Here is a 25581-nt window from a genome sequence, read left to right as displayed (position 1 = left end):
GCGGCTCCGGGCGGGTGATGCCACCGTTCGCCGCCATGACCCAATCCGCCTCTCCCGCTCCGGGGCCCGTTCCACCGGACGCGGCCGCCATCCGCGCCGCCGCGGCGCGCATCGCCTCCAGGATCCGCCGCACGCCGCTGCTGCGGCTGAGCGCCGCCGACCTCGGCACGCCATGCGACGTGACGCTGAAGCTCGAACTTCTGCAGGCCAGCGGCTCCTTCAAGCCGCGCGGCGCCTTCAATCGCCTGCTTTCCGGCCCATTGCCGGCCTCGGGGGTGATTGCCGCCTCCGGTGGAAACCATGGCGCCGCGGTTGCCTATGCCGCGCGGGCGCTGGGGGTGAAGGCCGAGATCTTTGTGCCCGAAATCACCGGCCCGGCCAAGCTGGCCCGTATTCGCGCCTATGGCGCCACCCTGGTGCAGGGTGGCGCCAGCTACGACGAGGCCCGCCAGGCCTGCGAGGCCCGCGCCGCCGAGACCGGCGCCCTGATGGTGCACGCCTATGACCAGCCCGAGGTGCTGGCCGGCCAGGGCACGGTGGCGCTGGAGCTGGAGGAGCAGGCGCCGGAGCTGACGCATGTGCTGGTGGCCACCGGTGGCGGCGGGCTGATCGGCGGCATGGCCGCCTGGTACGGCGAGCGCGCCGAGGTGGTGAGCGTGGAGCCGGAAGGCTGCCCGACGCTCTACACCGCCCTGCGCGAGGGGCACCCGGTGTCGGCGCCCGTCGGCGGCGTGGCGGCCGACAGCTTGGGCGCGCGGCAGGTCGGCGCGCTGATGTTCGAGGTGGCCCGCCAGCATATCGGCACCGCCGTGCTGGTGCCGGACGACGCGATCCGCGCGGCGCGGCAGGCGCTGTGGGAAGCCTGCCGCATCGTCGCCGAGCCGGGCGGCGCCACCGCCCTGGCGGCGCTGCTCTGCGGCGCCTTCGTGCCGCCGGATGGCGCGCGGGTGGGCGTCCTGGTGTGCGGGGGGAACACCGACCCGGCGTCGCTCAACGGCTGAAAGGTGAAACGGCTGGGGGAAGGAATTCCCGCAGACCCCCATCTTCCTTCTTCGAGTCCGCAGGCTTGGAGGGGTGATCCTCTTGGGGGCAATGGCGGCGCAGCTGGAAGATGCCTTCCGCTGACTGATGCCACCGACCCGAGCCAGGCCCGAAGGGTGTGGCCTCGGCCTCGGCCTCGTCGCGGCGCGGCAGGGTTCCGCCGCAAGGCCGGGCCGGAGCCACTGAGGGAAGGTCCAGGAAACTCAGTTTCCTGGCCGGAGAGCGCGAGAGGGCGGAGCTCTCTCGCAATTTTCTCCTGGCCGGAGAGCGCGAGAGGGCGGAGCTCTCTCGCAATTTCCTCCTGGTCGGAGCGCGAGAGGGCGGAGCTCTCTCGCAACTTCCTCCTGGCCGGAGCGCGAGAGGGCGGAGCTCTCTCGCAATTTTCTCCTGGTCGGAGCACGAGGGGGTGGGGCCCTCTCCCGGCTCGCCTCAGCCCAGCGGCAGCCGGACCACGAAGCGCGCGCCGATCACCTTGCCGCTCTCGTCGCGCCGGTTCTCGGCGCTGATGCGCCCGCCGAGGCCCTCGACGATCTGCCGGCTGATCGAGAGCCCGAGGCCGGAATGCTGGCCGAACTGCTCGCCATGCGGCCGTTCGCTGTAGAAGCGGGCGAAGATGCCTTCCAGCTTGGCCTCGGGAATGCCGGGGCCCTCGTCCTCCACGGTGAACTCCATCATGGCGCCGGTCGGCCGCGCCCGCATGCGCACATGGCCGCCGGGCGGCGAGAAGGAGATGGCGTTGCCCAGCAGGTTGCGGAACACCTGCACCAGCCGCCCCTCCACGCCGCGCACCACCAGCGGCCCGGACGGCATTTCCAGCTCCACCACGGGCGCGTCCGGCTTGCGGGTGGCGTTGTGCAGCTCGGTCAGCGCCGGCAGGATGGGGGCGATGTCCACCGGCTCGGAGGCGGTGCGGGAAAGCTCCGCGTCCACCCGCGAGGAGTCGGCGATGTCGGCGATCAGCCGGTCCATCCGCACGGCGTCGTCGGCGATGATGGCGAGCAGGCGCCTCTGGTGCTCCGGGTTCTCGATGCGGCGCAGCGTCTCGATGGCGGAGCGCACGCTGGTCAGCGGGTTGCGCAGCTCGTGCGCCACGTCGGCGGCGAACCGCTCGTTCTGGTCGATGCGGGCCCAGAGGGCGGTGGCGGAGGATTGCAGGTCGCGCGCCAGCACGCCGATCTCGTCCTCCCGCTCCAGCAGAGGTGGCGGCACCGAGCCGGCGCGGCCCTTGCCCTGGCGCATGGCCGCCGCGGCGCCGGCGAGCGCCAGGATGGGCGAGGCGATGGTGCGCGACAGGTAGAGCGAGGCGGCGACGGTCAGCAGCAGCGCCAGCAGGAACAGGCCGAGGACGGAGGAGCGGATCTCCAGCAGCCGCTCGTCCACCTGCCGCGCCTCGCGGGTCAGCAGCACGATGCCGATGCTCTGGTTGCCGCGGCGGGCGGGCTCGGCCACCGAGACCAGCAGCCGGCCGTCCGGGGTGCGGCGGATATAAGGGCGCACGCCGCCTTCCAGCGCCAGGCGCAGCTCCTCGCGCCGGTCGGGGCCGAGGGCGGGCTGCCAGTCGAAGGAGCCGGCATTCGGGCCGACATCCACGAAAACGTCGTCATCGGCGCTGCGCGGGCCGAAGACGCTGCGCGGCAGCAGGGCGAGAATGCGGTCGTAGAGGCCGCCGATGGTGCCGGCGAGAAGGCTGCGGTGCTCGGGCGGCGGCAGCGGCTCGGTTACAATGGCGCCGCCCTGGCCCTCGCGCACGCGGCTGTCGGCCACCAGCAGGCCGGTGGTGTCGAACAGCTTGGCCTGGGTGTTGGGGCTGGGCTCGACGAGGCGCCGGAGCAGCGGGCGGGCGGTGTCGGGCACCAGCACGGCGCGGTCGTCCTGGATGCGCACCGCCGCCTCGGCGATGCCGCCGGCATAGATGCGGGCCTGGGTGCGCAGCGCCTCCACCTCGGCGGCGATCAGCCCGTTCTGGTACTGGTCGAGGTAGAGCAGGGCGGCGGCCAACAGGGCGGGCGCCATCATGTTCAGCAGCAGGATGCGGCGCAGCAGCGGCGAGACCCGCTTGCGCGGGTGCCGCTCCTTCGGGGCCGGGGCGCGGGCCTCGGCGGCGGGGCCGCTGGCGTCGGGCATCAGGCTTCCTTGTAGCGGTAGCCGATCCCGTAGAGCGTCTCGATCATCGAGAAATCCTCGTCCACCTGGCGGAACTTCTTGCGCACCCGCTTCACGTGGCTGTCGATGGTGCGGTCGTCCACGTAGAGGTTCTCGCCATAGGCGGCGTCGATCAGCTGGTCGCGGTTCTTCACCATGCCCGGGCGCTGCGCCAGCGCCTTGACCAGCAGGAACTCGGTGACGGTGAGCTGCACCGGCTGGCCCTTCCAGGTGCAGGTGTGCTTGGTCTCGTCCAGCACCAGGTCGCCGCGGGTGATGACGCCGGAGGGCGGCGCGCCGGAGCCCTCGGCGCGGCTGGCCTCGTTGCGGCGCAGCAGGGCGCGGATGCGCTCCAGCAGCAGGCGCTGGGAGAAGGGCTTGGTGATGTAGTCGTCGGCGCCGAGGCGCAGGCCCATCAGCTGGTCCAGCTCGTCGTCCTTGCTGGTCAGGAAGATGACGGGGACGGAGGAGCGCTGGCGCAGGCGCTGCAGCAGCTCCATGCCATCCATGCGCGGCATCTTGATGTCCAGCACGGCGAGGTCCACGGGGCGGGTGAGCATGCCCTGCAGGGCGCTCTCGCCATCCGTGAAGGTGCGCACCTGGAAGCCCTCCGCCTCCAGCGTCATGGAGACGGAGGTGAGGATGTTGCGGTCGTCGTCGACCAGGGCGATCGTGGCAGGCATGGGCGCGGAGCTCCTGAGGCGTCCACTCGGGTTGTGTCCAACGGGCATAGGTCCACTGGGCATCGGGCCACTGGGCATAGGTCCATTCGGCATATAGGTCCGGCGGAGCGCGGTTCCGTGGGGCGAGGGGCCCCCTGGCACCCTGATGGCCGGAGATTGTGGCGCAAGCCGGGCCGCCGGATGCGCATTAGGGCTTCGGAGGGATGATGGACAAGGCCGAACCGGTTCGCCAGGCGCGCGCATTGCTGCGTGGCGCGCGCGCCGCCACGCTGGCCACCCAGCAGGAGGGCCAGCCCTTCGCCAGCCTGGTGACCCCTGCCGCCGCGCCGGACCTTTCGCTGCTGCTCTGGCTCTCCAGCCTTTCCGAACACACCCGCCAGCTGCTGCGGGAGCCGCGCTGCGCCCTGCTGGTGCAGGGAGACGCGCCCGAGGCGAACCCGCAGACCGCTCCTCGCGTGACAGTGACCGGCGTGGCGGAGCGGGTGGAGGGCGATCAAAAGGCCGCGCTGAAGGCACGCTGGCTGGCCCTGCACCCCTATGCAGCGCCGTATGCCGGATTCGCGGACTTCGCCCTTTGGCGCGTCCGACCCGTGGCGGCGTTGCTGGTGGGCGGTTTCGCGGCGGCCACGCGGCTGCGGGCGAGTGAGCTTCTGCCAACCCCCGGGGAGGTGGCGGCGATCGCTGCGGCGGAGGCGGGAGTTTGCGCGCACATGAACGAGGATCATGCCGAAGCCGTTGAAAACATTGTGGTCAACCTGCTGGGGCAGGCGCATGGCGAATGGCGGATGGTGAGCCTGGACGTGGATGGCTGCGACTTCGTGGCGGAGGAGCGCCGCTGCCGGCTCGACTTCCCGGCGCCCGCCGGGGAGGTGCAGGAGGTCCGGGAGGCGCTGGTGCAGGCGGCCCGGCAGGCGCGGGCTTCGTCTCTAAAACGTGAATGATCGCGTGCCGCGAGATGCCTCTGTCGTCGTATAATATGACGAGTGCACGAACGTTGACCGCGTCCTCGGCGCTGCCCTAGGGTCCATTCGCCTGCGCCGGCCATGCCCATGCGGTACGTTGTTGTACGAGATGCGGATCCCGGCCTGGGCAATTCAATGGCCACTACCCCGGCGGAATCACTCCCCGGAGGCATAGCGCCTTGACTGGAGAACAGACTCGTATGACTGCGCCGAATGCCGCGTCCACCGGAGCCCTCGCCGGAACCGGCGTGACCTCCACCGCCGACATCCACGCCAACCTGACCGCCGCCGGGCTCTATGCGCATGCGCTGCGGCGCGGCGAGGGCCGGCTCTCGGCGGACGGCGCCTTCATCGCCGTGACCGGCCAGCACACCGGCCGCTCCGTGCAGGACAAGTTCGTGGCGGAGGACCCGGAGGTCTCCCAGGAGATCTGGTGGGGCAAGGTCAACCAGAAGCTCGACCCGGCCAAGTTCGACGCCTTCACCGGCCGCGTGCGCAACTGGCTGGGCCAGCAGCCCGAGCTGTTCACCGAGGACCTCTATGCCGGCGCCGACCCGGCGCACCGCATCAAGGTGCGCCTGGTGACGACCCACGCCTGGCACGCCCTTTTCGCCCGCAACATGTTCATCCGCCCGCCCGTCGAGGAGCTGGGCAGCTTCGAGCCGGACTTCGTGATCCTGCACGCGCCGGGCATGGAAGCCGACCCCGAGGTGGATGGCGGCCGCGCCGGCTCGCCGACCATGATCGCGCTCTCCTTCGCCAGGAAGGTGATCGCCATCGCCGGCACCAGCTACGCGGGCGAGATCAAGAAGAGCATCTTCACCGTGATGAACTGGCTGCTGCCGGCCAAGGGCGTGCTGCCGATGCACTGCTCGGCCAATGTCGGCAAGGATGGTGACACGGCGCTGTTCTTCGGCCTCTCCGGCACCGGCAAGACCACCCTCTCCTCCGACCCCGAGCGCGCGCTGATCGGCGACGACGAGCATGGCTGGTCGGACAAGGGCGTCTTCAACTTCGAGGGCGGCTGCTACGCCAAGGTCATCAAGCTCAGCCAGGAGGCCGAGCCGCAGATCTGGGACGCCTCCCACCGCTTCGGCGCCGTGCTGGAGAACGTGATCGCCGATGCGCGCGGCAACCTCGACCTCAACGACGGCTCGCTGACCGAGAACACCCGCTCCTGCTACCCGATCGAGTTCATCCCGAACACGGTCGAGGGCGGCATGGCCGGCCTGCCGAAGAACGTGGTGATGCTGACGGCCGACGCCTTCGGCGTGCTGCCGCCGATCGCCCGGCTGACGCCGGCCCAGGCGATGTACCACTTCCTTTCCGGCTACACCGCCAAGGTGGCGGGCACCGAGAAGGGGCTGGGCAAGGAGCCGCAGGCGACCTTCTCCACCTGCTTCGGCGCCCCCTTCCTGCCGCGCCATCCCGAGGTCTATGGCAAGATGCTGGCCGAGCTGATCGCCAAGCACGGCGCCCAGGTGTGGCTGGTGAACACCGGCTGGACCGGCGGCGCCTATGGCACGGGGAGCCGCATGTCGATCAAGCACACCCGCGCCCTGCTGCGCGCGGCGCTGGACGGCTCGCTGAACAACGCGACCTTCGCGACCGACCCGTTCTTCGGCCTCGCCGTGCCGCAGGACGTGCCGGGCATCCCGGCCAACGTGCTGAACCCGCGCGACGCCTGGGCCGACAAGGCCGCCTACGACAAGACCGCCAAGCACCTGGTCTCGCTGTTCGAGAAGAACTTCGAGACCTTCGCCGGCGCGGTCAGCGACGACGTGAAGGCCGCGGCCCTGCGCGCCGCCGCCTGACCGGCAGCATCCTTCGCGATTGAAGAGGGCGGGGCCGGATACGGCTCCGCCCTTTTTCTTTGGGCACCCCTGGGGAAGGCGCCGCCTTCCCCAGGCCCCATCCGCCGGGGTGGCAGGGCCACCCCGGACCCCGCCTCGAACGGCTCTGGCACAGGCAGCGCCGGCACGGTGTGAGCCTGAGCTTGGCTTTTGAGCCGAAATAGGAATAAAGTCCGCAAGACAGGAGGTGGCGCAGGAACCTTGTTCCCGTCACCGAGGCCGGCCTCAAGCCTGCCATGGCGGAAAAGCGCCATTGGCAGAGCGGACATCCGGAGCGCCCCGCCTATGTCGGCTGGGTCACGGAAGGCTGGCAGGCTCTAGGATCATCATCCCATGGCGGTGGAACCGGCGGGCTGGTTTTCGTCCGGGCCTATGACCGCAGCCGGAATGGGAAGGCGGAGCATGTCTCCGCCTATGTGCGAGGCGCGGGAACGTCCGGCAGGGGGACGAGCCAGCCCGCTGCCGTGCTTCCGGTTGCCGCGGGGCGCTATCCCGGCAGTGGCCGGAGCGCCCTCGATGGTCCACCTGGGCCGGAGGATCTCGATGCAGGCGGCGGCGGGTTCCGGCCCTCACCGCCGCCGGTCACGCTGCCGCTCAGAGCACCCAGCGCTGCCGGCCCGCTGCGGCCCTCGCCCGGCACCGTGGAGGAACTGACGGCGGCCACGCCGCGCGTGCAGGCGCGAGCCGGGGGTCGGTACACAGGAACGCCTGAATACGACCGAGGCGGCGGTGTGGCGCAGCGACAGGCCGACTTGGAGGGACTTGCCGGCCGTTTCGAACGAGAGGTTGGACAAGGATATCAGATGTATTCTCTGCCGGACGGGCGATGGGCCCTGATCCGCCCAGGTACTCTAAGCAAGGAATTAGCGATGGAGATCCAGGTTCCAAAGCCGGATGGCCGAGGCGGCATCCGAACCCATAAATTCCGTTATGGACCGGTTGAATGACCCAGTCTCCCAGCGGATTACGGGCCCTCGATCCCGATCTGGATCGCCATGTTCCCCGGGCAGGCGATGACGCAGAACAGCGCCGTCTTGGGCTTCTGGCGTGGGAAATGGCGGAAATCTGGACGGTTCCGCCGCCACATGGCGAACGCGCGACACGCTTCTCGGCGGATTGGCTGCGGCATAAAGGTTGGTGTGTGGCCTTTGTCTCAGATCAGTTGTCCGCAACAGATGAGGCTAGATTATTCCAAGCTGTACGCAGCCGGGGTCACAACGGATGGTTCGGTACGGCAGTCGATCCTAGAGGGGCAGAACTGACCGCCGTGTGGAAGTGGGGATTTGCCGAAGGCGATTTCGGCTGGTTTCACACTGCGCATAGCGGCGTCTGGGTGATGGGCTTCACAGCGGAACGGGACTTCGCCTTCATCGGCGATGGCGACGGGCTCGTTACACTGGCCGGCCCAATGGCGTTTCTGTGTGAAGCTCTGGGCGATCTCCGGAAACGGTGGACAGACTTCGAGGAAGAAGTTCGGATTCCACAATCCGAACGGTACCCTCCCGCCAAGGCCTATTTTGACGCCTTCATGGCCCACTACGAACCCATCATCGCCCATGCGTGAGGCTGGTGCCCTCTGATGTCGGGGTCCGGGGTGGTTCAACCACCCCGGCGGGGGCGTTTCAGAGGGGGCGGCGCCCCCTCTGGCCCAGGCTTGGCCTTGAGAAGCCGACGAAAAAACCCGTGGCGTCCTGGCCCGGTGCGGTCCATAAGGCGCACCGGGCGGCCTGCAAGCCGGGCGCCCGGACCCGCGAGCGTGCGGGATGTCAGCGTCTGCACCGGGCGCCTCCCGAGACTGCCCTGGGGTGTTCCCCCGGGGATCGGGGCGGCGGGGCGGCGTTTCCGGCCACATGGTGCGACCCGCGGTGCTCCCGCGGCCAGCCATGCCGCCCGAGACGCCGGTGGGCCTCCTTCACGGGGCCTTCACATCCGGTCTGGGCCTGGGCGTCCCGTGCCGCTCTTTCGGCCTCCGGCCAAGCCGGGGAGAGCAGGGCCCGCCGCCAGGGATGGCGTGGGCCGCGATGCCAAGGACGATCCATGTTCGACAATTACTTCCGCAAGGACATCGCCTGGGGTGGCAAGACCCTGACGCTGGAGACGGGCAAGGTGGCCCGCCAGGCGGATGGCGCGGTGATGGCGCGGCTCGGCGACACCATTGTGCTCTGCACGGTGGTCGGCGCCCGCTCGGTGAAGCCGGGGCAGGACTTCTTCCCGCTCACCGTGAACTACCAGGAGAAGGCCTTCGCGGCCGGCAAGATCCCGGGCGGCTTCTTCAAGCGCGAGGGCCGGCCCTCCGAGGCGGAGACGCTGATCTCCCGCCTGATCGACCGGCCGATCCGCCCGCTCTTCCCCGAGGGCTTCCGCAACGAGGTGCAGGTCATCGCGACGGTGCTGTCGCATGACATGGAGAACAGCCCGGACATCGTCGCGCTGGTCGGCTGCTCGGCCGCGCTGACGCTCTCGGGCATCCCGTTCTTCGGCCCGGTGGGCGCGGCGCGCGTCGGCCTGATCGAGGGCGCCTATGTGCTGAACCCGACGCTGGAGCAGATGAAGTCCAGCAAGCTCGACCTGGTTGTCGCCGGCACCGCCGAGGGCGTGCTGATGGTCGAGTCGGAGGCGCATGAGCTGTCCGAGGACGACATGCTCGGCGCCGTGACCTTCGGCCATCAGGGCTTCCAGCCGGTGATCGAGGGCATCATCGAGCTCGCCGAGCGCGCCGCCAAGGAGCCCTGGGACCTGCCGGAGCCCTCCTCGGAGGAGGCCGCGCTGAAGGCCAAGCTGGCCGAGCTGGGCAGCGCCCCGATCGCCGAGGCCTACAAGGAGACCCAGAAGCTCGTCCGCCAGGGCAAGGTGGGCGAGGCCAAGAAGGCGATCCTGGCGCAGCTGACGCCGGAGGAGGCCGAGAAGGCCAAGGGCCTGCTGAAGGAGCTGGAGGCGGACGTCGTCCGCAACGCCATCCTCGACACCGGCATGCGCATCGACGGGCGCGACACCAAGACCGTGCGGCCGATCCTGGCCGAGGTCGGCGTGCTGCCGCGCGCGCATGGCTCGGCGCTGTTCACCCGTGGCGAGACGCAGGCCTTCTGCGTGGCGACGCTCGGCACCGGGCAGGATGAGCAGATCATCGACCAGCTCGCGGGCGAGTACCGCGAGAACTTCATGCTGCACTACAACTTCCCGCCCTACTCGGTGAACGAGACGGGCCGGATGGGCTCGCCCGGCCGCCGCGAGGTCGGCCATGGCAAGCTGGCCTGGCGCGCCCTGCACCCGCTGCTGCCGGAGAAGTCGACCTTCCCCTACACGCTGCGCGTGGTCTCCGAGATCACGGAGTCGAACGGCTCCTCCTCGATGGCGACGGTCTGCGGCACCTCGCTCTCCCTGATGGACGCCGGCGTGCCGCTGAAGCGCCCCTGCGCCGGCATCGCCATGGGCCTGATCAAGGAGGAGAAGGGCTTCGCCGTGCTGTCCGACATCCTCGGCGACGAGGACCATCTCGGCGACATGGACTTCAAGGTGGCCGGCACCGAGCAGGGCATCACCGCCCTGCAGATGGACATCAAGATCACCTCCATCACGCCGGAGATCATGAAGATCGCCCTGGAGCAGGCTAAGGGCGGCCGGCTTCACATCCTCGGCGAGATGGCCAAGGGCCTGACCGGCGCCCGCAGCGACGTGGCCGCCAACGCGCCCAAGATCACTGTGATCAACGTCCCCAAGGACAAGATCCGCGAGGTGATCGGCACGGGCGGCAAGGTGATCCGCGACATCGTCGAGACCACCGGCACCAAGATCGACATCGAGGATGACGGGACGATCAAGATCGCCTCGACCAGCCCCGAGGCGACCCAGGCGGCAATCGACCGCATCCGCGGCATCACCGCCGAGCCCGAGATCGGCGTGATCTACAACGGCACCGTGGTGAAGACCGCCGATTTCGGCGCCTTCGTGAACTTCCTCGGCGCCAAGGACGGCCTCGTGCACATCAGCGAGCTGGCCAACGAGCGCGTCGCCAAGACCACCGACGTGGTCAAGCAGGGCGACAAGGTGAAGGTGAAGGTGCTCGGCTTCGACGACCGCGGCAAGGTGAAGCTCTCCATGCGGGTTGTGGACCAGGCCACGGGTGCCGATATCAGCGAGCAGGTCGGCGCCCGCCGGCCGCGCGAGCAGGGTGAGAACGGCGGCGAGGGCGAGGAGCGGCGTGACCGCCGCCCGCGCCGCGACCGCGGCCACGCCGCGGATTGACGCAGGCTTGAGGGGGCGGCGGAAACCCACCGCCCCCTCACGGCGTATTTCCGTAAATTTCAGGGCTGGCCCTAAGAAGCTGGTATTGCCGGCCCTAAATGACGATACTGTGAAACTCGGTTCCTGAGGGCGGTAGGCTGCGGTGAAGGCAATCAACGCGATTCGGATGGGCGGTGTGGACGTGCTTCCGCTGGTGGAAGGCGGCAAGGGTGTTGCCGTTTCCACGGGGACGTCCTGCGGGGAATGGGCGGGTGCCGGCGGCATCGGCACCTTCTCCGGCGTCAATGCCGACAGCTACGACGCCGAAGGCAACCTCGTCGATCAGGTCTATCACGGCCGCACGCGCCGCGAGCGGCACGAGGAGCTGGTGGCCTACGGCATCGCCGGCGGCATCGCCCAGGCGCGCGAGGCCTATGAGCGGGCCGATGGCCAGGGCCGCATCCACATGAACGTGCTGTGGGAGATGGGCGGCGCCGAGCGCGTGCTGCGCGGCGTGCTGGAAGGCGCGCGGGGGCTGATCAACGGCGTCACCTGCGGCGCCGGCATGCCCTACAAGCTCGCCGAGATCGCCCGCGAGTTCAACGTCTTCTACTACCCGATCGTCTCCTCCGGCCGCGCCTTCACGGCGCTGTGGAAGCGCAGCTACTCCAAGGTTTCGGAGTTGCTGGGAGGGGTGGTCTACGAGGATCCCTGGCTCGCCGGCGGCCATAACGGCCTTTCCAACTCCGAGGACCCGAACAAGCCTGAGGCGCCCTATGCGCGGGTGCTGAAGCTGCGCGAGCAGATGCGCCAGTTCGGCCTCGGCGACGTCCCCATCATCATGGCCGGCGGCGTCTGGTGGCTGGAGGAGTGGGAGGACTGGATCGACAACCCGGAACTGGGCCCGATCGCCTTCCAGTTCGGCACCCGCCCGCTGGTGACCAAGGAAAGCCCGATCAGCGAGGCCTGGAAGCAGAAGCTGCTTTCGCTCCAGCCCGGCGACGTGCTGCTGCAGCCCTTCTCGCCCACCGGCTTCTATTCCTCGGCCGTGCGCAACGAGTTCCTGCGGGACCTGGAGGCGCGCAACGAGCGGCAGGTGGCGGTCAGCCCCGAGCCGGTCGGCGAGCACACCGCCGAGTATGGCGTCGGGCCGCGCAAGCGGCTGGTCTGGCTGGCGCCGGGCGACCTGGAGCGCGTGCATCACTGGGAGGCGCAGGGCTTCACCGAGGCGCTGCGCACGCCGGACAGCACGCTGGTCTTCGTCACGCCCGAAAGCGCGAAGCTGATCCTGAAGGACCAGACGGACTGCATGGGCTGCCTCAGCCATTGCCGCTTCTCCAACTGGACGCAGCACGGGCCGGACTACACCAACGGCAAGAAGGCCGATCCGCGCTCCTTCTGCATCCAGAAGACGCTGCGGGACATCGCGCATGACGGCGACATCGACCACAACCTGATGTTCGCCGGACACAACGCCTATCGCTTCGGCGCCGATCCCTTCTACTCGAACGGCTTCATCCCGACGGTGAAGCAACTGGTCGAGCGGATCATGTCGGGCCGCTGAGGCCGCCCTGGCGCGCCCCGGCCCGGGGGCGCGCACCTTCCCGCGCGCATATTTCCTAGCGCATATTTCCTCCGGCATCGAAACGAGTTAAGCCATGGCGTGGCGCTTCGCGCGCCGTTGGAGGGGAAGACCATGGCCCGCGCAATCGAGACTTTTCTGTGCCAGCCGGCGGTGGAAGTCATCGCCCGCATCCTGCTGACCTTTCCCTTCTGGGGCAGCGGGCTGGCGAAGCTCATCGACTTCCAGGGCGGGGTGGCGGAAATGGCCATGTTCGGGCTCAACCCGCCCGCCGCCTTCAACGCCGCCGTCATCATCACCCAGCTCGGCGGCTCGGCGCTGATCATCCTGGGCCGCCATACCTGGCTGGGCGCCGGGGCGCTCGGCGTGTTCACCGCGCTGACCATCCCGCTGGTGCACCATTTCTGGAGCCTGGAGGGCGAGCGCGGCATCGTCGCCTTCCATACCGCGACCGAGCATGTCGGCATGATCGGCGCGCTGGTGGTGGTCTCGATCCTGGCGGCGCGGCGCGACCGCGGCCGCAGCGGGGCGCGGATGATGGGCGTGCCCGCCGAGTAGCCGGCGCGAGGCCGGGGAAAGGAGGGCCTGTCCTCCGATCCGCCCAGGGGCGGGAGCATGGGCAGGCAGGGGGGAGTTCTCTCCCCCGGCCTCCGCTTCAGTCAGGGGTCCGAGGGCGCGCTCGTGTCCCCCCGACTTTTTTACCTCAGGCGCCCGGCGCCTTGTGGATCGGGTCCACCCAGGGGACGTTCTCCGGCTTCTCCACCGGCTCGATGTCGAGGTTGACCACCACCGCCTCGTTGTCGCTGCGCACCAGCACGCATTCCAGCGTCTCGTCGGTGGAAGCGTTGATCTCCTGGTGCGGCACGTAGGGCGGCACGTAGATGAAGTCGCCCGGCCCGGCCTCGGCGGTGAACTCCAGGTGCTCGCCCCAGCGCATGCGGGCGCGCCCCTTCAGCACGTAGATCACGCTTTCCAGCGGCCCGTGGTGGTGCGCGCCGGTCTTGGCGTTGGCATGGATGTGCACGGTGCCGGCCCAGATCTTCTGCGCGCCGACGCGGGCCAGGTTGATCGCCGCCTGGCGGTTCATGCCCGGCGTCTGCGCCGTGTTGGCGTCGAGCTGGTCGCCCGGGATGACCCGGACGCCGCTGTGCTTCCAGCCATCCTGCGGGGTGCCGGCCGGCAGGTCGGAATGGTCGTGGCCGTCATGCGGCATGGGCGGTTCTCCCCTTCTGGCGCGTGCGATGCCGGATCATGTCGCGCCGTTGTCCGGACGCGTCAAGCGAGGAGGGGCGGCGCGGTTGTCATCGCCCCGCCATGCAAGCGTCATCGGCCTGTCGCCGCCGCGGACTAAGCCGTCGCGCCATCAAGGCCGGAAGACGGGATGCCCATGGCGCGCCGGAAGAACGTATTGCTGATCGTGGTGGACCAGTGGCGGGCGGACTTCGTGCCGGCGCTGGGCGCGGATTTCCTGCGCACGCCGAACCTGGACCGGCTCTGCCGGGAGGGCGTGACCTTCCGCAACCACGTCACCACCACCGTGCCCTGCGGCCCGGCGCGGGCCAGCCTGCTGACCGGCCTCTACCTGATGAACCACCGCGCCGTGCAGAACACGGTGCCGCTGGATGCCCGGCACATGAACCTGGGCAAGGCGCTGCGGCAGATCGGCTATGACCCGGCGCTGATCGGCTACACCACCACCACGCCCGACCCGCGCACATCGGGCGCGCGCGACCCGCGCTTCACCACGCTGGGCGACCTGATGGAGGGCTTCCGCGCCGTCGGCGCTTTCGAGCCCAGCATGGACGGCTATTTCGGCTGGCTGGCGCAGAAGGGCTACGAACTGCCGGCGAACCGCGAGAACATCTGGCTGCCGGAGGGCGAGGATTCGGTGCCCGGCGCCACGGACCGCCCGAGCCGCATCCCCGCCGCGCTGTCGGACACCGCTTACTTCACCGAGCGGGCGCTCACCTACCTGAAGGGCAAGGGCGGGAAGCCCTGGTTCCTGCATCTCGGCTACTGGCGGCCGCACCCGCCCTTCATCGCGCCCGCGCCCTACAACACCCTGTACAGCCCGGCCGCGATGCCGGCGCTGCGCCGGCGCGAGACCTGGCAGCAGGAGGCGGCGCAGCACCCGCTGCTCGACTTCTACCTGAAGGGCATCAGCCAGGGCTCCTTCTTCCACGGGGCGGGCGGCGCCGCCTCGGAGCTGGACGAGGCCGCCATCCGGCAGATGCGCGCCACCTATGCCGGGCTGATCACCGAGGTGGACGCGGCGCTCGGCCAGGTCTTCGCCCATCTCGACGAGACCGGGCAGTGGGACGACACGCTGGTCATCTTCACCTCCGACCATGGCGAGCAGCTCGGCGACCACTACCTGCTTGGCAAGATCGGCTACCACGACGAGAGCTTCCGCATCCCGCTGGTGGTGAAGGACCCGGAGAGCAGGCTCGGCGCCGGCCGCATCGAGGACAGCTTCACCGAGAGCGTGGACGTGCTGCCGACCATCCTGGACTGGCTCGGCGGCGCGCCGCCGCGCGCCTGCGACGGCCATTCCCTGGTGCCGCTGGTGCAGGGCCGGAAGCCCGCCGGCTGGCGCGACCATCTCTTCTACGAATACGACTTCCGCGACGTGCACTACTCGCAGCCCGAGACGGCGCTCGGCCTCTCGATGGACGAGAGCGCGCTCTGCGTGGTGCAGGACGCGCGCTGGAAATACGTCCATTTCGCCGCCCTTCCGCCGCTGCTCTTCGACCTGGAGCGCGATCCGGACCAGTTCACCAACCTCGCCGAAGACCCGGCCCATGCCGCCGTGGTGGCCGAATACGCGCGGAAGGCGCTCTCCCACCGCATGCGCCACGCCGAACGCACCCTGACGCATTTCCGCGCCACGCCGCGCGGCCTCGAGGAGCGCACGCCATGATTCTCGCCCCCCCTCCTTCCCTGCAGCGCCGTTCCCTGCTGCTCGGCGCCGGCGGCACGCTGGGCCTTTCCGCCCTGCCGCGCTTCGCCATCGCGCAGGCGGACCAGCGCCCCGCGATCACCATCGCCGTGCAGAAGATCAGCAACAGCAACACGCTGGAGGTGTTGCGCGAGCAGTCTAACGTCGGCGAGCGCGCCTTCTCGATGCTCTGGGAAGGGCTGATCGGGCGTGACCTGCTGGGCGGGCTGAAGCCCATCCCGCGCCTCGCCACCGCCTGGCGCCGCGTCAGCGACAGCGTGGTCGAGCTGGACCTGCGGCGCGGCGTGAAGTTCCACAACGGCGACGAGATGACCGCCGAGGACGTCGTCTTCTCCTTCGGCCCCGAGCGGATGTTCGGCGACACCCGCCCGACCGCGCAGGGCCGCACCATCGAGATCGGCGGCGACCGCATCCCGACCCGCGCCGGGCGCGACCTGCCCCCCGAGGTGCCGGCCGTCGCCCGCCGCTCCTGGCCGGCGCTGGAGCGCGTCGAGATCGTCGACAAGTACAAGCTGCGGTTCCACAACGCGACGCCCGATGTCACGCTGGAAGGCCGCCTTTCGCGCTATGGCAGCGAGATCATCAGCAAGCGCGCCTTCATCGAGGCGGAGACCTGGTTCGACTGGGCGCGCAGGCCCGTGCTCACCGGCCCCTACAAGGTGGTGGAGTTCACCGCCGACCAGTCCCTCCTGCTCGCCGCGCATGACGAGTACTGGGGCGAGCGGCCGCCGCTGAAGTCGGTCCGGCTGATCGAGATCCCCGAGGTCTCCTCGCGCATCAACATGCTCCGCTCGGGCGAGGTGCAGTTCGCCTGCGACATCCCGCCGGACCAGATCGGCACGGTGGAGGGCGACAAGCGCCTGCAGGTGCAGGGCGGCACCATCCTCAACCACCGCCTGACCTGCTTCGACAAGACGCACCCGCAGCTCGCCGACGCGCGCGTGCGCCGCGCCTTCACCCATGCGATCGACCGGCAGGCCATCGTGGACAGCCTCTGGGCCGGCCGCACCGAGGTGCCGAAGGGCCTGCAATGGCCCTACTACGACGACATGTTCGTAGCCGACTGGTCGGTGCCGGAATACGACCCGGCCGAGGCGCAGCGCCTGCTGAAGGCGGCCGGCTACAAGGGCGACCCGATCCCCTATCGCCTGCTCAACAACTACTACACCAACCAGGTGCCGACGGCGCAGGTCCTGGTCGAGATGTGGAAGCAGGTCGGCCTGAACGTGCAGATCGAGATGAAGGAGAACTGGTCGCAGATCCTCTCGCGCGAGCCGGGCCGGGCGGTGCGCGACTGGTCGAACAGCGCGCCCTTCAACGATCCCGTCTCCTCCATCGTCAACCAGCACGGGCCGAACGGCCAGCAGCAGCAGGTCGGCGAATGGAGCAACGAGGAGATGAACAAGCTCTCCGTGGAGATGGAGACCTCGACCGACCACGCCCGTCGCAAGCAGATCTTCCGCCGCATGCTGGCGATCTGCGAGCGGGAGGACCCGGCCTACACGGTGCTGCACCAGAACGCGACCTTCACCGCGCTGCCGCGCCGCCTCGGCTGGAAGGCGGCGCCGGCCTTCGCGATGGAGTTCCGCGCGCACAACTGGAAGGCCTGAGGCATGGCGGGGCCCCTCGTCGAGATCCGCGGCCTCGCCGTCAGCTTCGACGGCGTGCCGGCGCTGCGCGGCGTGGACCTTGCGGTCGGGCGCGGCGAGGCGGTGGCGCTGGTCGGCGAATCCGGTTGCGGCAAGTCGGTCACCTGGCTGGCCGCGCTGGGGCTGCTGCCCGCCAGGGCGCGGGTTTCCGGCAGCGTGCGGCTGGAGGGCGCCGAGCTGCTCGGCGCCGCCCCCGCCACCCTGGACAAGGTGCGCGGCGGCCGCGTGGCGATGATCTTCCAGGACCCCGCCAGCAGCCTCAACCCGGTGCACCGCATCGGCCGGCAGATCGTGGAGGCGCTGCGGCTGCATCGCGGGCTGGACGGCGCCGCCGCGCGCGAGGCGGCGCGGCGCCTGCTCGACCAGGTCGGCATGCCGGATGCCCGGCGGCGGCTGGAGGCCTATCCGCACGAGCTCTCGGGCGGGCAGAACCAGCGCGTGATGATCGCCATGGCCCTGGCGGGACAACCCGAGCTGCTGGTGGCGGACGAGCCGACCACCGCGCTCGACGTCACCATCCAGGCGCAGATCCTGGAGCTGCTGTCGGAGATCCGGCGCGACACCGGCATGGCGCTGGTGCTGGTCAGCCACGATCTCGGCGTGGTGGCGGAGACCTGTGACCGGGTTTGCGTCATGTATGCCGGCCGCATCGTCGAGGAGACGGCGGCCGACCGGCTGTTCAGCGGCCCGGCGCATCCTTATGCGCAAGGCCTGCTCGCCGCGCTGCCGCCGATGCAGGGGCCGCGCCGCCCGCTGGCCGCGATTCCCGGCGGCGTGCCGGAACCCTGGGCGATGCCGCCCGGCTGCGCCTTCGCGCCGCGCTGCCCCAAGGCCAGCAGCGCCTGCGAGGCCGGCGTGCCGGGCCTCGCCACCGTCTCGCCCGGCCACCGCGCCGCCTGCATCCGCCCCTTCGCCCCGGCCGTGGCGGCGGCGCGGGCGCCTGAGCTGCAGCCGGCATGAGCGCGCCGCTGCTGCAGGCCGAAGGGCTGGTGCGCCGCTACGCCATGCGGCGCGGCTGGCTCGGCCGGCCGGTCGCGGTACGGGCGCTGGACGGCGTCTCCCTCACCCTGGAGCGTGGCCGGACCCTCGGCCTGGTCGGCGAATCCGGCTGCGGCAAGTCCACCACCGGGCGGCTGGTGCTGGGCGCCGAGACGCCCGACGAAGGCAGCGTCCGCTTCGAGGGCGCGCCGCTGCCGCCGCCCGGCACCGCCGCCTGGCGGGCGCAGCGGGCGCGGATGCAGATGGTCTACCAGGACCCGCTCGGCGCGCTGGACCGGCGGCTGACCATCGGCGCGCAGGTCGCCGAGCCGCTGGAGATCCACCGCCTCGGCGCCGGCGCGGAGAAGGTCGCGGCGCTGTTGCGCGCGGTCGGGCTGCGGCCGGACCAGGCGGCGCGCTACCCGCACGAGCTGTCCGGCGGCCAGCGGCAGCGCGCCGTGTTGGCCCGCGCGCTCGCCACCGACCCCGCGCTGCTGGTCTGCGACGAGCCGATCAGCGCGCTCGACGTCTCCATCCAGGCGCAGGTGATGAACCTGCTGGCCGAGGTGCAGGCGGCGCGCGGCGTCGCGCTGCTGTTCATCAGCCACGACCTGCGCGCGGTGCGGCAGGTCAGCCACCGCGTGGCGGTGATGTATCTCGGCCGCATCGTCGAGGAGGGCGAGCCGGACGCGGTGCTGCACGATCCGGCCCACCCCTATGCCCGGGCGCTGGTCTCGGCCATCCCGCATCCCGGCCGGCGCGGGCGGCGCATCGTGCTGCAGGGCGACCCGCCCAACCCCGCCGCGCGGCCGACCGGCTGCGCCTTCCACCCGCGCTGCCCGGTGGCCAGCCGCCGCTGCGCCGCCGAAAGCCCGGCCTTGAAGCCGCGCCCCGGCGACGGCCGCCTTGTTGCCTGCCACGTGGCCCAGGGGGAGATCCCGGCCGGGCAGGGCATCGCCACCCCGTCCATCCGGGAAGCCGCCTGAATGCTGCGTTTCCTCGCCTTCCGCCTGGCCCGCGCGCTGCTGACCCTGGTGCTGGTGGTGACCTTCGCCTTTGTCGTGCTGCGGCTTTCCGGCGATCCGGCGCAGATCATCATGTCGCCCGACGCGCCGCCCGAGGCGGTGGCCGCCTTCCGCCGCGCCTGGGGCCTCGATGACCCGCTCTGGATGCAGTACCTCCGCTACTTCACCGCCATCCTGCACGGCGACCTCGGCAACTCGATGCGCGACGGGCGCAGCGCCATCGCGCTCGTCGCCGAGCGCATCCCGGCCACCCTGGCGCTCACCCTGCCGGCGCTGGCGCTGAAGCTCGGCCTCGGCATCCCGGCGGGCATCTACGCGGCGCTGCACCGCAACTCCTTCGCCGACCGCGCGGTGATGCTGCTGGCGGTCGCCGGCTTCACCGTGCCCTCCTTCGTGCTCGGCCTGCTGCTGGTGCTGGTGTTCGCGGTGCAGCTGGGCTGGCTTCCCTCGGGCGGGCAGGACAGCTGGATGCACGCCATTCCCACCGTCACCATCATCGGCTTCATGGTCGGCTCGCTGCTGGCGGGCGCGGTGGTGGTGGAGAGCGTCTTTTCCTGGCCCGGCGTCGGGCGGCTGCTGGTGGTGGCCGTCGCCAACCGCGACCTGGCCGTCGTGCAGTGCATCCTGCTGCTGGTGGCCGCCACCATGATCACCGCCAACCTGGTGGTGGACCTGCTCTATGGCGTGCTGGACCCGCGGCTGCGGCTCGGCGCGCGGGAGGCCGCGTGATGTCCGGCGCCACCGCCGCCACGCCGCCGCCGGCCGTCGTCGCCGCGCCGCTGGCCCGCAAGGGCGGGCGCGTGCCGCCAATGGTCGCCTTCGCGCTGTGCTGGATCGCGCTGATGCTGGGCATCGCCCTGCTGGCGGACTGGATCACGCCGTTCTCCCCCACCGCGCTCGACCTGCGGGCGCGCCTCGCGCCGCCGGCCTTCATGGGCGGCTCCTGGCTGCACCCGCTGGGCAGCGACGAGCTGGGGCGGGACGTGCTGAGCCGCCTGATCGTCTCCATCCGCATGTCGCTGCTGATCGCCTTCGGGGCGGCCATCATCGGCGCGGTGCTGGGCGTCACGCTGGGCTTCCTGGCGGCGCATTTCCGCGGGCTGGTCGAGCAGGCGGTGATGGCGCTGGCGGATTTCCAGGCCTCGATGCCCTTCCTGATCCTGGCGCTTTCCGTCCTCGCCTTTTTCGGCAACGCGCTGCCGCTTTTCGTCTGCCTGCTCGGGCTGCATGGCTGGGAGCGCTATGCCCGCATCGCCCGCGGCCTGGCGATCAGCGCCGGCAGCCAGGGCTATGCCGCCGCCGTGCGGCAGCTCGGCGCCACGCCCTGGCGGACCTATGCCCGGCACGTGCTGCCCAACATCGCCTCCACCCTGATCGTCTCCATGACGCTGGCCTTCCCGGAGATCATCCTGCTGGAAAGCGGCCTTTCCTTTCTGGGCCTGGGCGTGCAGCCGCCGGACAGCTCGCTCGGCAACATGGTGGGCTATGGGCGGGAATACCTGACGCGGGCGCCCTGGATCCTGCTGGCGCCCTCCCTGGTGATCGTGCTGACCACCCTCTCGGTCAGCCTGCTGGGCGACTGGCTGCGCGACCGCCTCGACCCGACGCTGCGCTGAGGCGGCGGGGCAGGGCAGCAGCTTGGTCATGGCCACGGGAAAACGAGGTCTGGTGTTACGAAGCGAAGCTCCATACCATATCTGGTAGTGGCGCCGGCCGATTCGCAGGGCTGGCGCCGGCACGCCTTGCCCACCGGAGCCTGCATGGACGGATACAGCCACCCCTTGCCCCGCCTCCTCCGCGCGGAGGCCGATGCCCCGCCGGGCGCGAGCTTCGGCGAGGCGCCGCTGCCCGCGCGCCCGCTGGATGCCGGCATGGGCCTGGCGGTGGGCCGCCGCACCGTGTTCCGCCCGGAGGATGGCGAGAGCTTCGGGCGCGTGGCGGACCGGGTGGCGGAGGGCAACCTCGGGCTGCTCGGCGCCGGGCCGGAAGGGGAGCGGGCGCGGCTGCGCAACGCCATCGCCACTGGGGCGCTGCTCACCTCGGGGCGCCACCTGCAGCACGGCGATGCCGGGCAGGGCGGGCGCAACCTGGAGGTCTTCACCAACTGCGCCACGGCGATCGCCTCCTTCGCCAAGTTCTACCTGCTGCTGAACGGTTCCGGCGTCGGCCGCGCCTATGACGACGCGCTGGCCACGGTGGACTGGGGGCGGGCGCCGGCGCTGCGCCTGCACCTTTCCCCGGAGCATCCGGACTACCCGAGGGACCGCGCCGCCCTGCGCCGCTTCGGCACCGAGATGGGCCTGCTGCCCTGGGACAGCACCGGGGAGAGCTTCGACGCCGCCGCCGAGGCCGGGCTGCGCGGCTTCCTGGCCCGCGAACTGGTGGCCGATCTCGCGGAACTGCCGGCGACGGCCGTGCTGCACCGCGTGGCCGACAGCCGCGAGGGCTGGGCCAAGGCGGTCGAGGTGCTGGAGGCGATGGCCTTCCGCGGCGAGGCCGACCGCGTGCTGGTGCTGGACCTTTCCGCCATCCGCCCGGCCGGCAGCCCGATCCGCGGCATGCAGGGGCGGCCTTCCTCCGGCCCCATCTCGCTGCTGCGCGGCCTGCTGAACATCCGCCGCCATGTGATCGAGCCGGCCCGCGCGCGCGACTCCGAGGGCGAGGCGCTGCAGCCCTGGGAGCAGGCGCTGCTGGTGGACCACTACCTTTCCGTCGAGGTGCAGGTGGGCGGCGCCCGCCGCGCCGCGCGCATGGCCACCAAGTCCTGGCGCGACCCGGGCATCCGCCGCTTCATCCGCGCCAAGTCGGAGGGTGGGCTGTGGACGGCCAATCATTCCGTCATGGTGGACCGCACCTTCTGGGCGCTGGTGCGCGGCGAAGCGGAGGGGCCGCTGGCTCGGCATGCCCGCATGGTGTTCGAGGAAGTCACGGCCTGCGCCTACATCAACGGCGAGCCGGGCTTCATCAACGGCGACCTGCTGGAGGACCACCGCACCGGCAGCGCCTGGGACAAGCCCGTCCACGAGGATGGCCGCGACTTCCGCAGCGACCGCTACCAGGTGGACGCCGCCGCCGGGCTGCTGGCCGAGGCCTCCCGCCGGGCCGCCGGGGCGCGCTTCCCGGTGACCACCAACCCCTGCGGCGAGATCACGCTGCACGTCACCGGCGGCTATTGCGTGATCGCCGATTTCGCCCCGCTGCTGGCCTGCCCGGCGGCCTTCGACAGCTTCGCCCCCGGCGCGGCGCCGGAGGCGGTGGCCGATCTCTGGGACCGCCGGGTGGAGGACGCGGTGCGGCTCGGCGTGCGCTTCCTGGTGCGCGCCAACCGGATGGACGCGCTCTATGGCGAGGAGGTCGCGCGCACCAATCGCATCGGCATCGGCCCGACCGGCTTGCACGAATGGGCCTGGATGCGCTTCGGCCTGGGCTTCCGCGACCTGCTGGACGAGAGGCGCGCGGCGCCCTTCTGGGCCGCGCTGCGCCGCCTTTCCGCCGCCGCCAAGGACGAGGCCGACCGCTATGCCGACGAGCTGGGCGTCGCCCGCCCGGTGACGGTGACCACGGTGAAGCCCGCCGGCACCACCAGCAAGCTTTTCGGCCTCACCGAGGGCGCGCATCTTCCCGCCCGCCGGCAGTACCTGCGCTGGGTGCAGTTCAAGGGCACCCGCGACCCCGGCACCGGCGAATGGCACCGCGGCTCCGACCCGCTGCTGGCTGACTACGCCGCGCGCGGCTACCCGCTGCGCGAGCTGCGCAGCTTCCCCGGCATGACGGTTGTCGGCTTCCCCACCGTGCCGCTGGCGCAGCGGCTGGGGATGGCGGAGAAGCTGGTCACCGCGCCGGAGGCGACGCCGGAGGAGCAGTACCAGTGGCTGCGGCTGCTGGAGCGGCACTGGATCGGCGCCGAGCGCGGCAACCAGGTCAGCTACACGCTGAAGGTCTATACCGACCGGCACGACCTGGACGCCTTCCGCGCCATCGTCGCCGCGCACCAGCCGGAGGTCCGCTGCTGCAGCGTGCTGCCCAGCCTGCCGGACGGCAAGCTCGGCTATGAGTACCTGCCGGAGGAGGAGGTCTCGGCCGGGCGCTTCGCCGCGCTGGTGGAGGGCATCGCCGACGAGGCCAGCCGCGAGGCGGTGGACTGGGCGCATCTGCAATGCGCCAGCGGGGTTTGCCCGATCTGAGGGCGCAGGTCGGGGGAGAATGAATTCTCCCCCGGGCCCCCTCTTCTTTTTTTCTTTCAGTTTCATCGCGCTGGTGGCGCGCGCTCGCGCCGGGGCTGGAGCAGCCCCGGCGACTGCGGCCGGACCCTCAACGGACAAAAAGAAGAAGGGGGTCTGGGGGAATTTCTTTCCCCGGCCTTTTTCAGCCGACGAACACGGGCCTGGCCGAAAGCTCCGCGCGCAGCCCGGCTTCCGCCAGCGAGGCGGCGAGCCTGTCCGCCGGCAGGCGCAGGTAGCGTTCCAGCAGCTGCACATAGAGCCCGGCGAAGACAGGGCCATGCCCGTCGGAGGCGCCGTCCTGCGTGCTGCTGAGCGCATGGGCCAGCTCGTGCAGCAGCACCCAGGGCGGGAACGCGGCGGGCAGGCGCAGGCGCAGGCGGTTGGCATCGGCCATGCGGCGGGTGGCCTGCCGGGGCAGGGGCTCGACGCGGGGCGGGTAGCGCAGGCCCAGCTCGGCCCAGATGGCGTCCACCATGCCCTGGGCGGCGGCGAAGGGGAGCGGGGTGCCGCCATGCGGGGCCACCACGCGGTCTTCCCAGGCGTAGAGGCGCTGGCGCTGGCTGTCGCGCCCGCGCTTCATTCGATCAGGCCGGGGGCGCGGCCATGCACGGGGCGGTTCAGGTTGACGCGGTCCCCGGCGGCATAGCCGTGGTGGTAGGCGCCATCGGCCCGCACCGCCTGGCGCCGGCTGGAAACCAGCCGGATGGCGGCTTCCCGGAAGGCCTCCTCGACCACCTGCCGCTTGGCGACCACCAGCGCCGTGCCGGTGGCGGGCCGGGCCGCCATGCCGGCCTGCCGCTCGCGGACCATGGCTTCCAGGCGCTCGGCGAGGCGGCCGGCCATGCCCTGCTGGAAGCTGGTGGAGGCACGGCGCAGCGACAGGCCGCGCAGCGCCGGGCGGGCGGCGCGGAAGCCGGCGAGTTCCGTGCCGATGCTGCGCTCCACCACGGCGAAGAGGTAGGAAGCCAGGGCTGTGTCCGGCTCCAGGCCGAAGAAGACGTAGTGCGGGCCCTTGGCCTCGCGGGCCAGCCAGACCTTGCAGTCGCAGAAGCGGGCGATGGCCGGCACGCAGGCGTCCACCGGGCGGCGCCGCCGGCCGGCAAGCGGCACCTCGACCTGGATGCAGCGGGCCTCGCGCAGCTCCACCTCGTCCATGCTGAGGGCATAGCGCTCCAGCAGCCGGCCCACCATCTCGGCCGCGGCCAGCGCCTCCGCCTCGGTGCAGCCGTTGGAGACGGTCTTTTCCGTCAGGGCGCGGATGCGGGCCTTCACCCGCGCCAGTTCGGCAGCCTGGTTCATCGCATTCCTTTGTCCATGGGCGGTCCATAGCATGCGGAGGCGGCGGCCGGCAGCGGCCCGGCCAGCGCTCTGGCGCCCCGGATCGTCTCGTGCGGTGAGAAAAACAACAGGGCAAGGCTGGGACTCGGGGGATTTCCCTTCCCATCCGGGTGCCGGAGGGGAGTAGAACGTCGCCCCTGCGCGCTTTCCGGCGCTTCCGCACCGCCGCGCCTGCGGCAGGGCTGCCCTTTGGAGATTTCATCCCTGTGACAGGCCCGTGCGGTATAGAGAGGTATGACCGATCACCACCGCCGGAGCCTGTGTTGTCGAGCAGCCTCGCGCTCAAGCTGGATGAAGCGACGCGTCAGCGGCTCCAGGCGCTTGGCCGGGCGCGCGACCGCTCGCCGCACTGGCTGATGAAGAAGGCCGTGCTCGAGTTCCTGGCTCGCGAAGAAGGCTATGAGCAGGAAAGGCGGGAGGATCTGGCGCGCTGGGAGCGGTTCCGCCTTTCGGAGGAGGCTGTGGCCCAGCAGGCCGTCGAGGAATGGCTCGACAGTTTCGGCACGGAAGGCAGCCGCCCCCTTCCGGGGCGGTGATCGGCCGGATCCCATGGCAAAGCTGGTATGGCTGCCCGAGGCGGTGGCCGATCTCGACCGTCTTCTCGATGACCTGCGCGCCCGCAGCCCGGAGGCCGCGCGCCGCGCCGCGCAGGCGGTCATCCGCGTGACACGGCGCCTCGCGGAGGAGGCGATGCTGGGCCGCCCGATGGGCGACGGCACCGGGCGGCGCGAGCTGCTCGTGCCGCTCGCCGGGATCGGCCTGGTGCTGCGCTACGCCCTGGATGAGGCCGGCCGGGTGGCGCTGATCCGCATCGGCGGGGGCGGGGAGCAACGGGCATGACGGTGCTGCTGCGCTTCTTCCCCTCCGCCGGCTCGCGGCAAGCCGCCTCCGGCCAGCTCGAGCTTCGTTACGGCCTCTCCCCTTG

21 protein-coding genes are annotated in these 25581 nt (G+C 70.9%); 16 read left to right on the top strand and 5 right to left on the bottom strand.

What is annotated here, in order from left to right:
* Positions 1–35: 35 nt before the first annotated feature.
* Entirely contained in the window at positions 36–1001 is a 966-nt protein-coding gene (locus E0493_RS13655) for a threonine/serine dehydratase (RefSeq protein ID WP_160937534.1), read from the top strand.
* 469 nt (positions 1002–1470) lie between these two features.
* Here E0493_RS13655 and E0493_RS13650 read toward each other — a convergent pair whose 3' ends face one another.
* Positions 1471–3165, bottom strand: a complete 1695-nt coding sequence (locus E0493_RS13650; RefSeq protein WP_160937533.1) for a stimulus-sensing domain-containing protein — start codon at positions 3163–3165, stop codon at positions 1471–1473.
* Positions 3165–3866: a response regulator transcription factor gene (locus E0493_RS13645; protein WP_160937532.1), complete on the bottom strand. Its 702-nt coding sequence runs from the start codon at positions 3864–3866 to the stop codon at positions 3165–3167. The genes E0493_RS13650 and E0493_RS13645 overlap by 1 nt, the downstream gene beginning before the upstream one ends.
* 206 nt (positions 3867–4072) lie before the next feature.
* On the opposite strand from E0493_RS13645, the gene E0493_RS13640 reads away from it, so the two are divergent.
* The 6 genes from E0493_RS13640 to E0493_RS13615 all read left to right on the top strand — a co-directional run bounded on the left by E0493_RS13640 (position 4073) and on the right by E0493_RS13615 (position 13042).
* Positions 4073–4807 carry a HugZ family pyridoxamine 5'-phosphate oxidase gene (locus E0493_RS13640; RefSeq protein WP_160937531.1) on the top strand — a complete coding sequence of 245 codons (735 nt, stop codon included), beginning with the start codon at positions 4073–4075 and terminating at the stop codon, positions 4805–4807.
* A gap of 221 nt (positions 4808–5028) precedes the next feature.
* A complete protein-coding gene (locus E0493_RS13635) occupies positions 5029–6642 on the top strand; it encodes a phosphoenolpyruvate carboxykinase (RefSeq protein WP_160937530.1) in 1614 nt (537 codons plus the stop codon).
* 982 nt (positions 6643–7624) lie between these two features.
* Positions 7625–8245: a hypothetical protein gene (locus E0493_RS13630; RefSeq protein WP_160937529.1), complete on the top strand. Its 621-nt coding sequence runs from the start codon at positions 7625–7627 to the stop codon at positions 8243–8245.
* 473 nt (positions 8246–8718) lie between these two features.
* The gene (gene pnp / locus E0493_RS13625; RefSeq protein ID WP_160937528.1) at positions 8719–10923 is read left to right on the top strand and encodes a polyribonucleotide nucleotidyltransferase; all 2205 of its coding nucleotides are present in this window, start codon (positions 8719–8721) and stop codon (positions 10921–10923) included.
* A gap of 142 nt (positions 10924–11065) precedes the next feature.
* Entirely contained in the window at positions 11066–12466 is a 1401-nt protein-coding gene (locus E0493_RS13620; RefSeq protein WP_160937527.1) for an NAD(P)H-dependent flavin oxidoreductase, read from the top strand.
* 132 nt (positions 12467–12598) lie between these two features.
* Positions 12599–13042 carry a DoxX family protein gene (locus tag E0493_RS13615; protein ID WP_160937526.1) on the top strand — a complete coding sequence of 148 codons (444 nt, stop codon included), beginning with the start codon at positions 12599–12601 and terminating at the stop codon, positions 13040–13042.
* A 145-nt stretch (positions 13043–13187) separates the two neighbouring features.
* Here the strand turns inward: E0493_RS13615 and E0493_RS13610 are convergent, their stop codons facing one another.
* Entirely contained in the window at positions 13188–13697 is a 510-nt protein-coding gene (locus tag E0493_RS13610) for a cupin domain-containing protein (protein WP_160937525.1), read from the bottom strand.
* A gap of 174 nt (positions 13698–13871) precedes the next feature.
* Here E0493_RS13610 and pehA point away from each other — a divergent pair, with 174 nt between their 5' ends.
* From pehA to E0493_RS13575, 7 genes are all read left to right on the top strand, one after another.
* Positions 13872–15404 carry a phosphoric/sulfuric ester hydrolase PehA gene (gene pehA, locus E0493_RS13605; protein ID WP_160937524.1) on the top strand — a complete coding sequence of 511 codons (1533 nt, stop codon included), beginning with the start codon at positions 13872–13874 and terminating at the stop codon, positions 15402–15404.
* The gene (locus tag E0493_RS13600) at positions 15401–17053 is read left to right on the top strand and encodes an ABC transporter substrate-binding protein (RefSeq protein ID WP_160937522.1); all 1653 of its coding nucleotides are present in this window, start codon (positions 15401–15403) and stop codon (positions 17051–17053) included. The genes pehA and E0493_RS13600 overlap by 4 nt, the downstream gene beginning before the upstream one ends.
* 3 nt (positions 17054–17056) lie before the next feature.
* A complete protein-coding gene (locus E0493_RS13595) occupies positions 17057–18052 on the top strand; it encodes an ABC transporter ATP-binding protein (RefSeq protein WP_160937520.1) in 996 nt (331 codons plus the stop codon).
* On the top strand, positions 18049–19056 hold the full coding sequence (locus E0493_RS13590) for an ABC transporter ATP-binding protein (RefSeq protein WP_160937518.1): 1008 nt from the start codon (positions 18049–18051) through the stop codon (positions 19054–19056). Before E0493_RS13595 ends, E0493_RS13590 begins: the two co-directional genes overlap by 4 nt.
* A complete protein-coding gene (locus E0493_RS13585; RefSeq protein WP_160937517.1) occupies positions 19057–19824 on the top strand; it encodes an ABC transporter permease in 768 nt (255 codons plus the stop codon).
* Positions 19824–20711: an ABC transporter permease gene (locus tag E0493_RS13580; RefSeq protein ID WP_202397123.1), complete on the top strand. Its 888-nt coding sequence runs from the start codon at positions 19824–19826 to the stop codon at positions 20709–20711. Before E0493_RS13585 ends, E0493_RS13580 begins: the two co-directional genes overlap by 1 nt.
* A gap of 144 nt (positions 20712–20855) precedes the next feature.
* Positions 20856–23279 (top strand): recombinase, encoded by a 2424-nt coding sequence (locus tag E0493_RS13575; protein ID WP_160937515.1) that lies wholly within the window; start codon positions 20856–20858, stop codon positions 23277–23279.
* Positions 23280–23460: 181 nt separating this feature from the next.
* Here the strand turns inward: E0493_RS13575 and E0493_RS13570 are convergent, their stop codons facing one another.
* Together E0493_RS13570 and E0493_RS13565 are read right to left on the bottom strand one after the other, a co-directional pair.
* Positions 23461–23898, bottom strand: coding sequence for a SprT family zinc-dependent metalloprotease (locus E0493_RS13570; protein ID WP_160937514.1), 438 nt, complete (start codon positions 23896–23898; stop codon positions 23461–23463).
* Positions 23895–24617, bottom strand: coding sequence for a DUF7168 domain-containing protein (locus tag E0493_RS13565; protein WP_160937512.1), 723 nt, complete (start codon positions 24615–24617; stop codon positions 23895–23897). Before E0493_RS13565 ends, E0493_RS13570 begins: the two co-directional genes overlap by 4 nt.
* 302 nt (positions 24618–24919) lie before the next feature.
* Here E0493_RS13565 and E0493_RS13560 point away from each other — a divergent pair, with 302 nt between their 5' ends.
* Positions 24920–25192, top strand: a complete 273-nt coding sequence (locus E0493_RS13560) for a CopG family ribbon-helix-helix protein (protein WP_160937511.1) — start codon at positions 24920–24922, stop codon at positions 25190–25192.
* Positions 25193–25205: 13 nt separating this feature from the next.
* Positions 25206–25496: a type II toxin-antitoxin system RelE/ParE family toxin gene (locus tag E0493_RS13555; protein WP_160937509.1), complete on the top strand. Its 291-nt coding sequence runs from the start codon at positions 25206–25208 to the stop codon at positions 25494–25496.
* Positions 25497–25581 lie beyond the last annotated feature (85 nt).

Source organism: Teichococcus coralli, assembly GCF_009829925.1.
Taxonomy (GTDB): Bacteria; Pseudomonadota; Alphaproteobacteria; order Acetobacterales; family Acetobacteraceae; genus Pseudoroseomonas; species Pseudoroseomonas coralli.
This window is presented reverse-complemented; position numbering and strand designations above follow the sequence as displayed.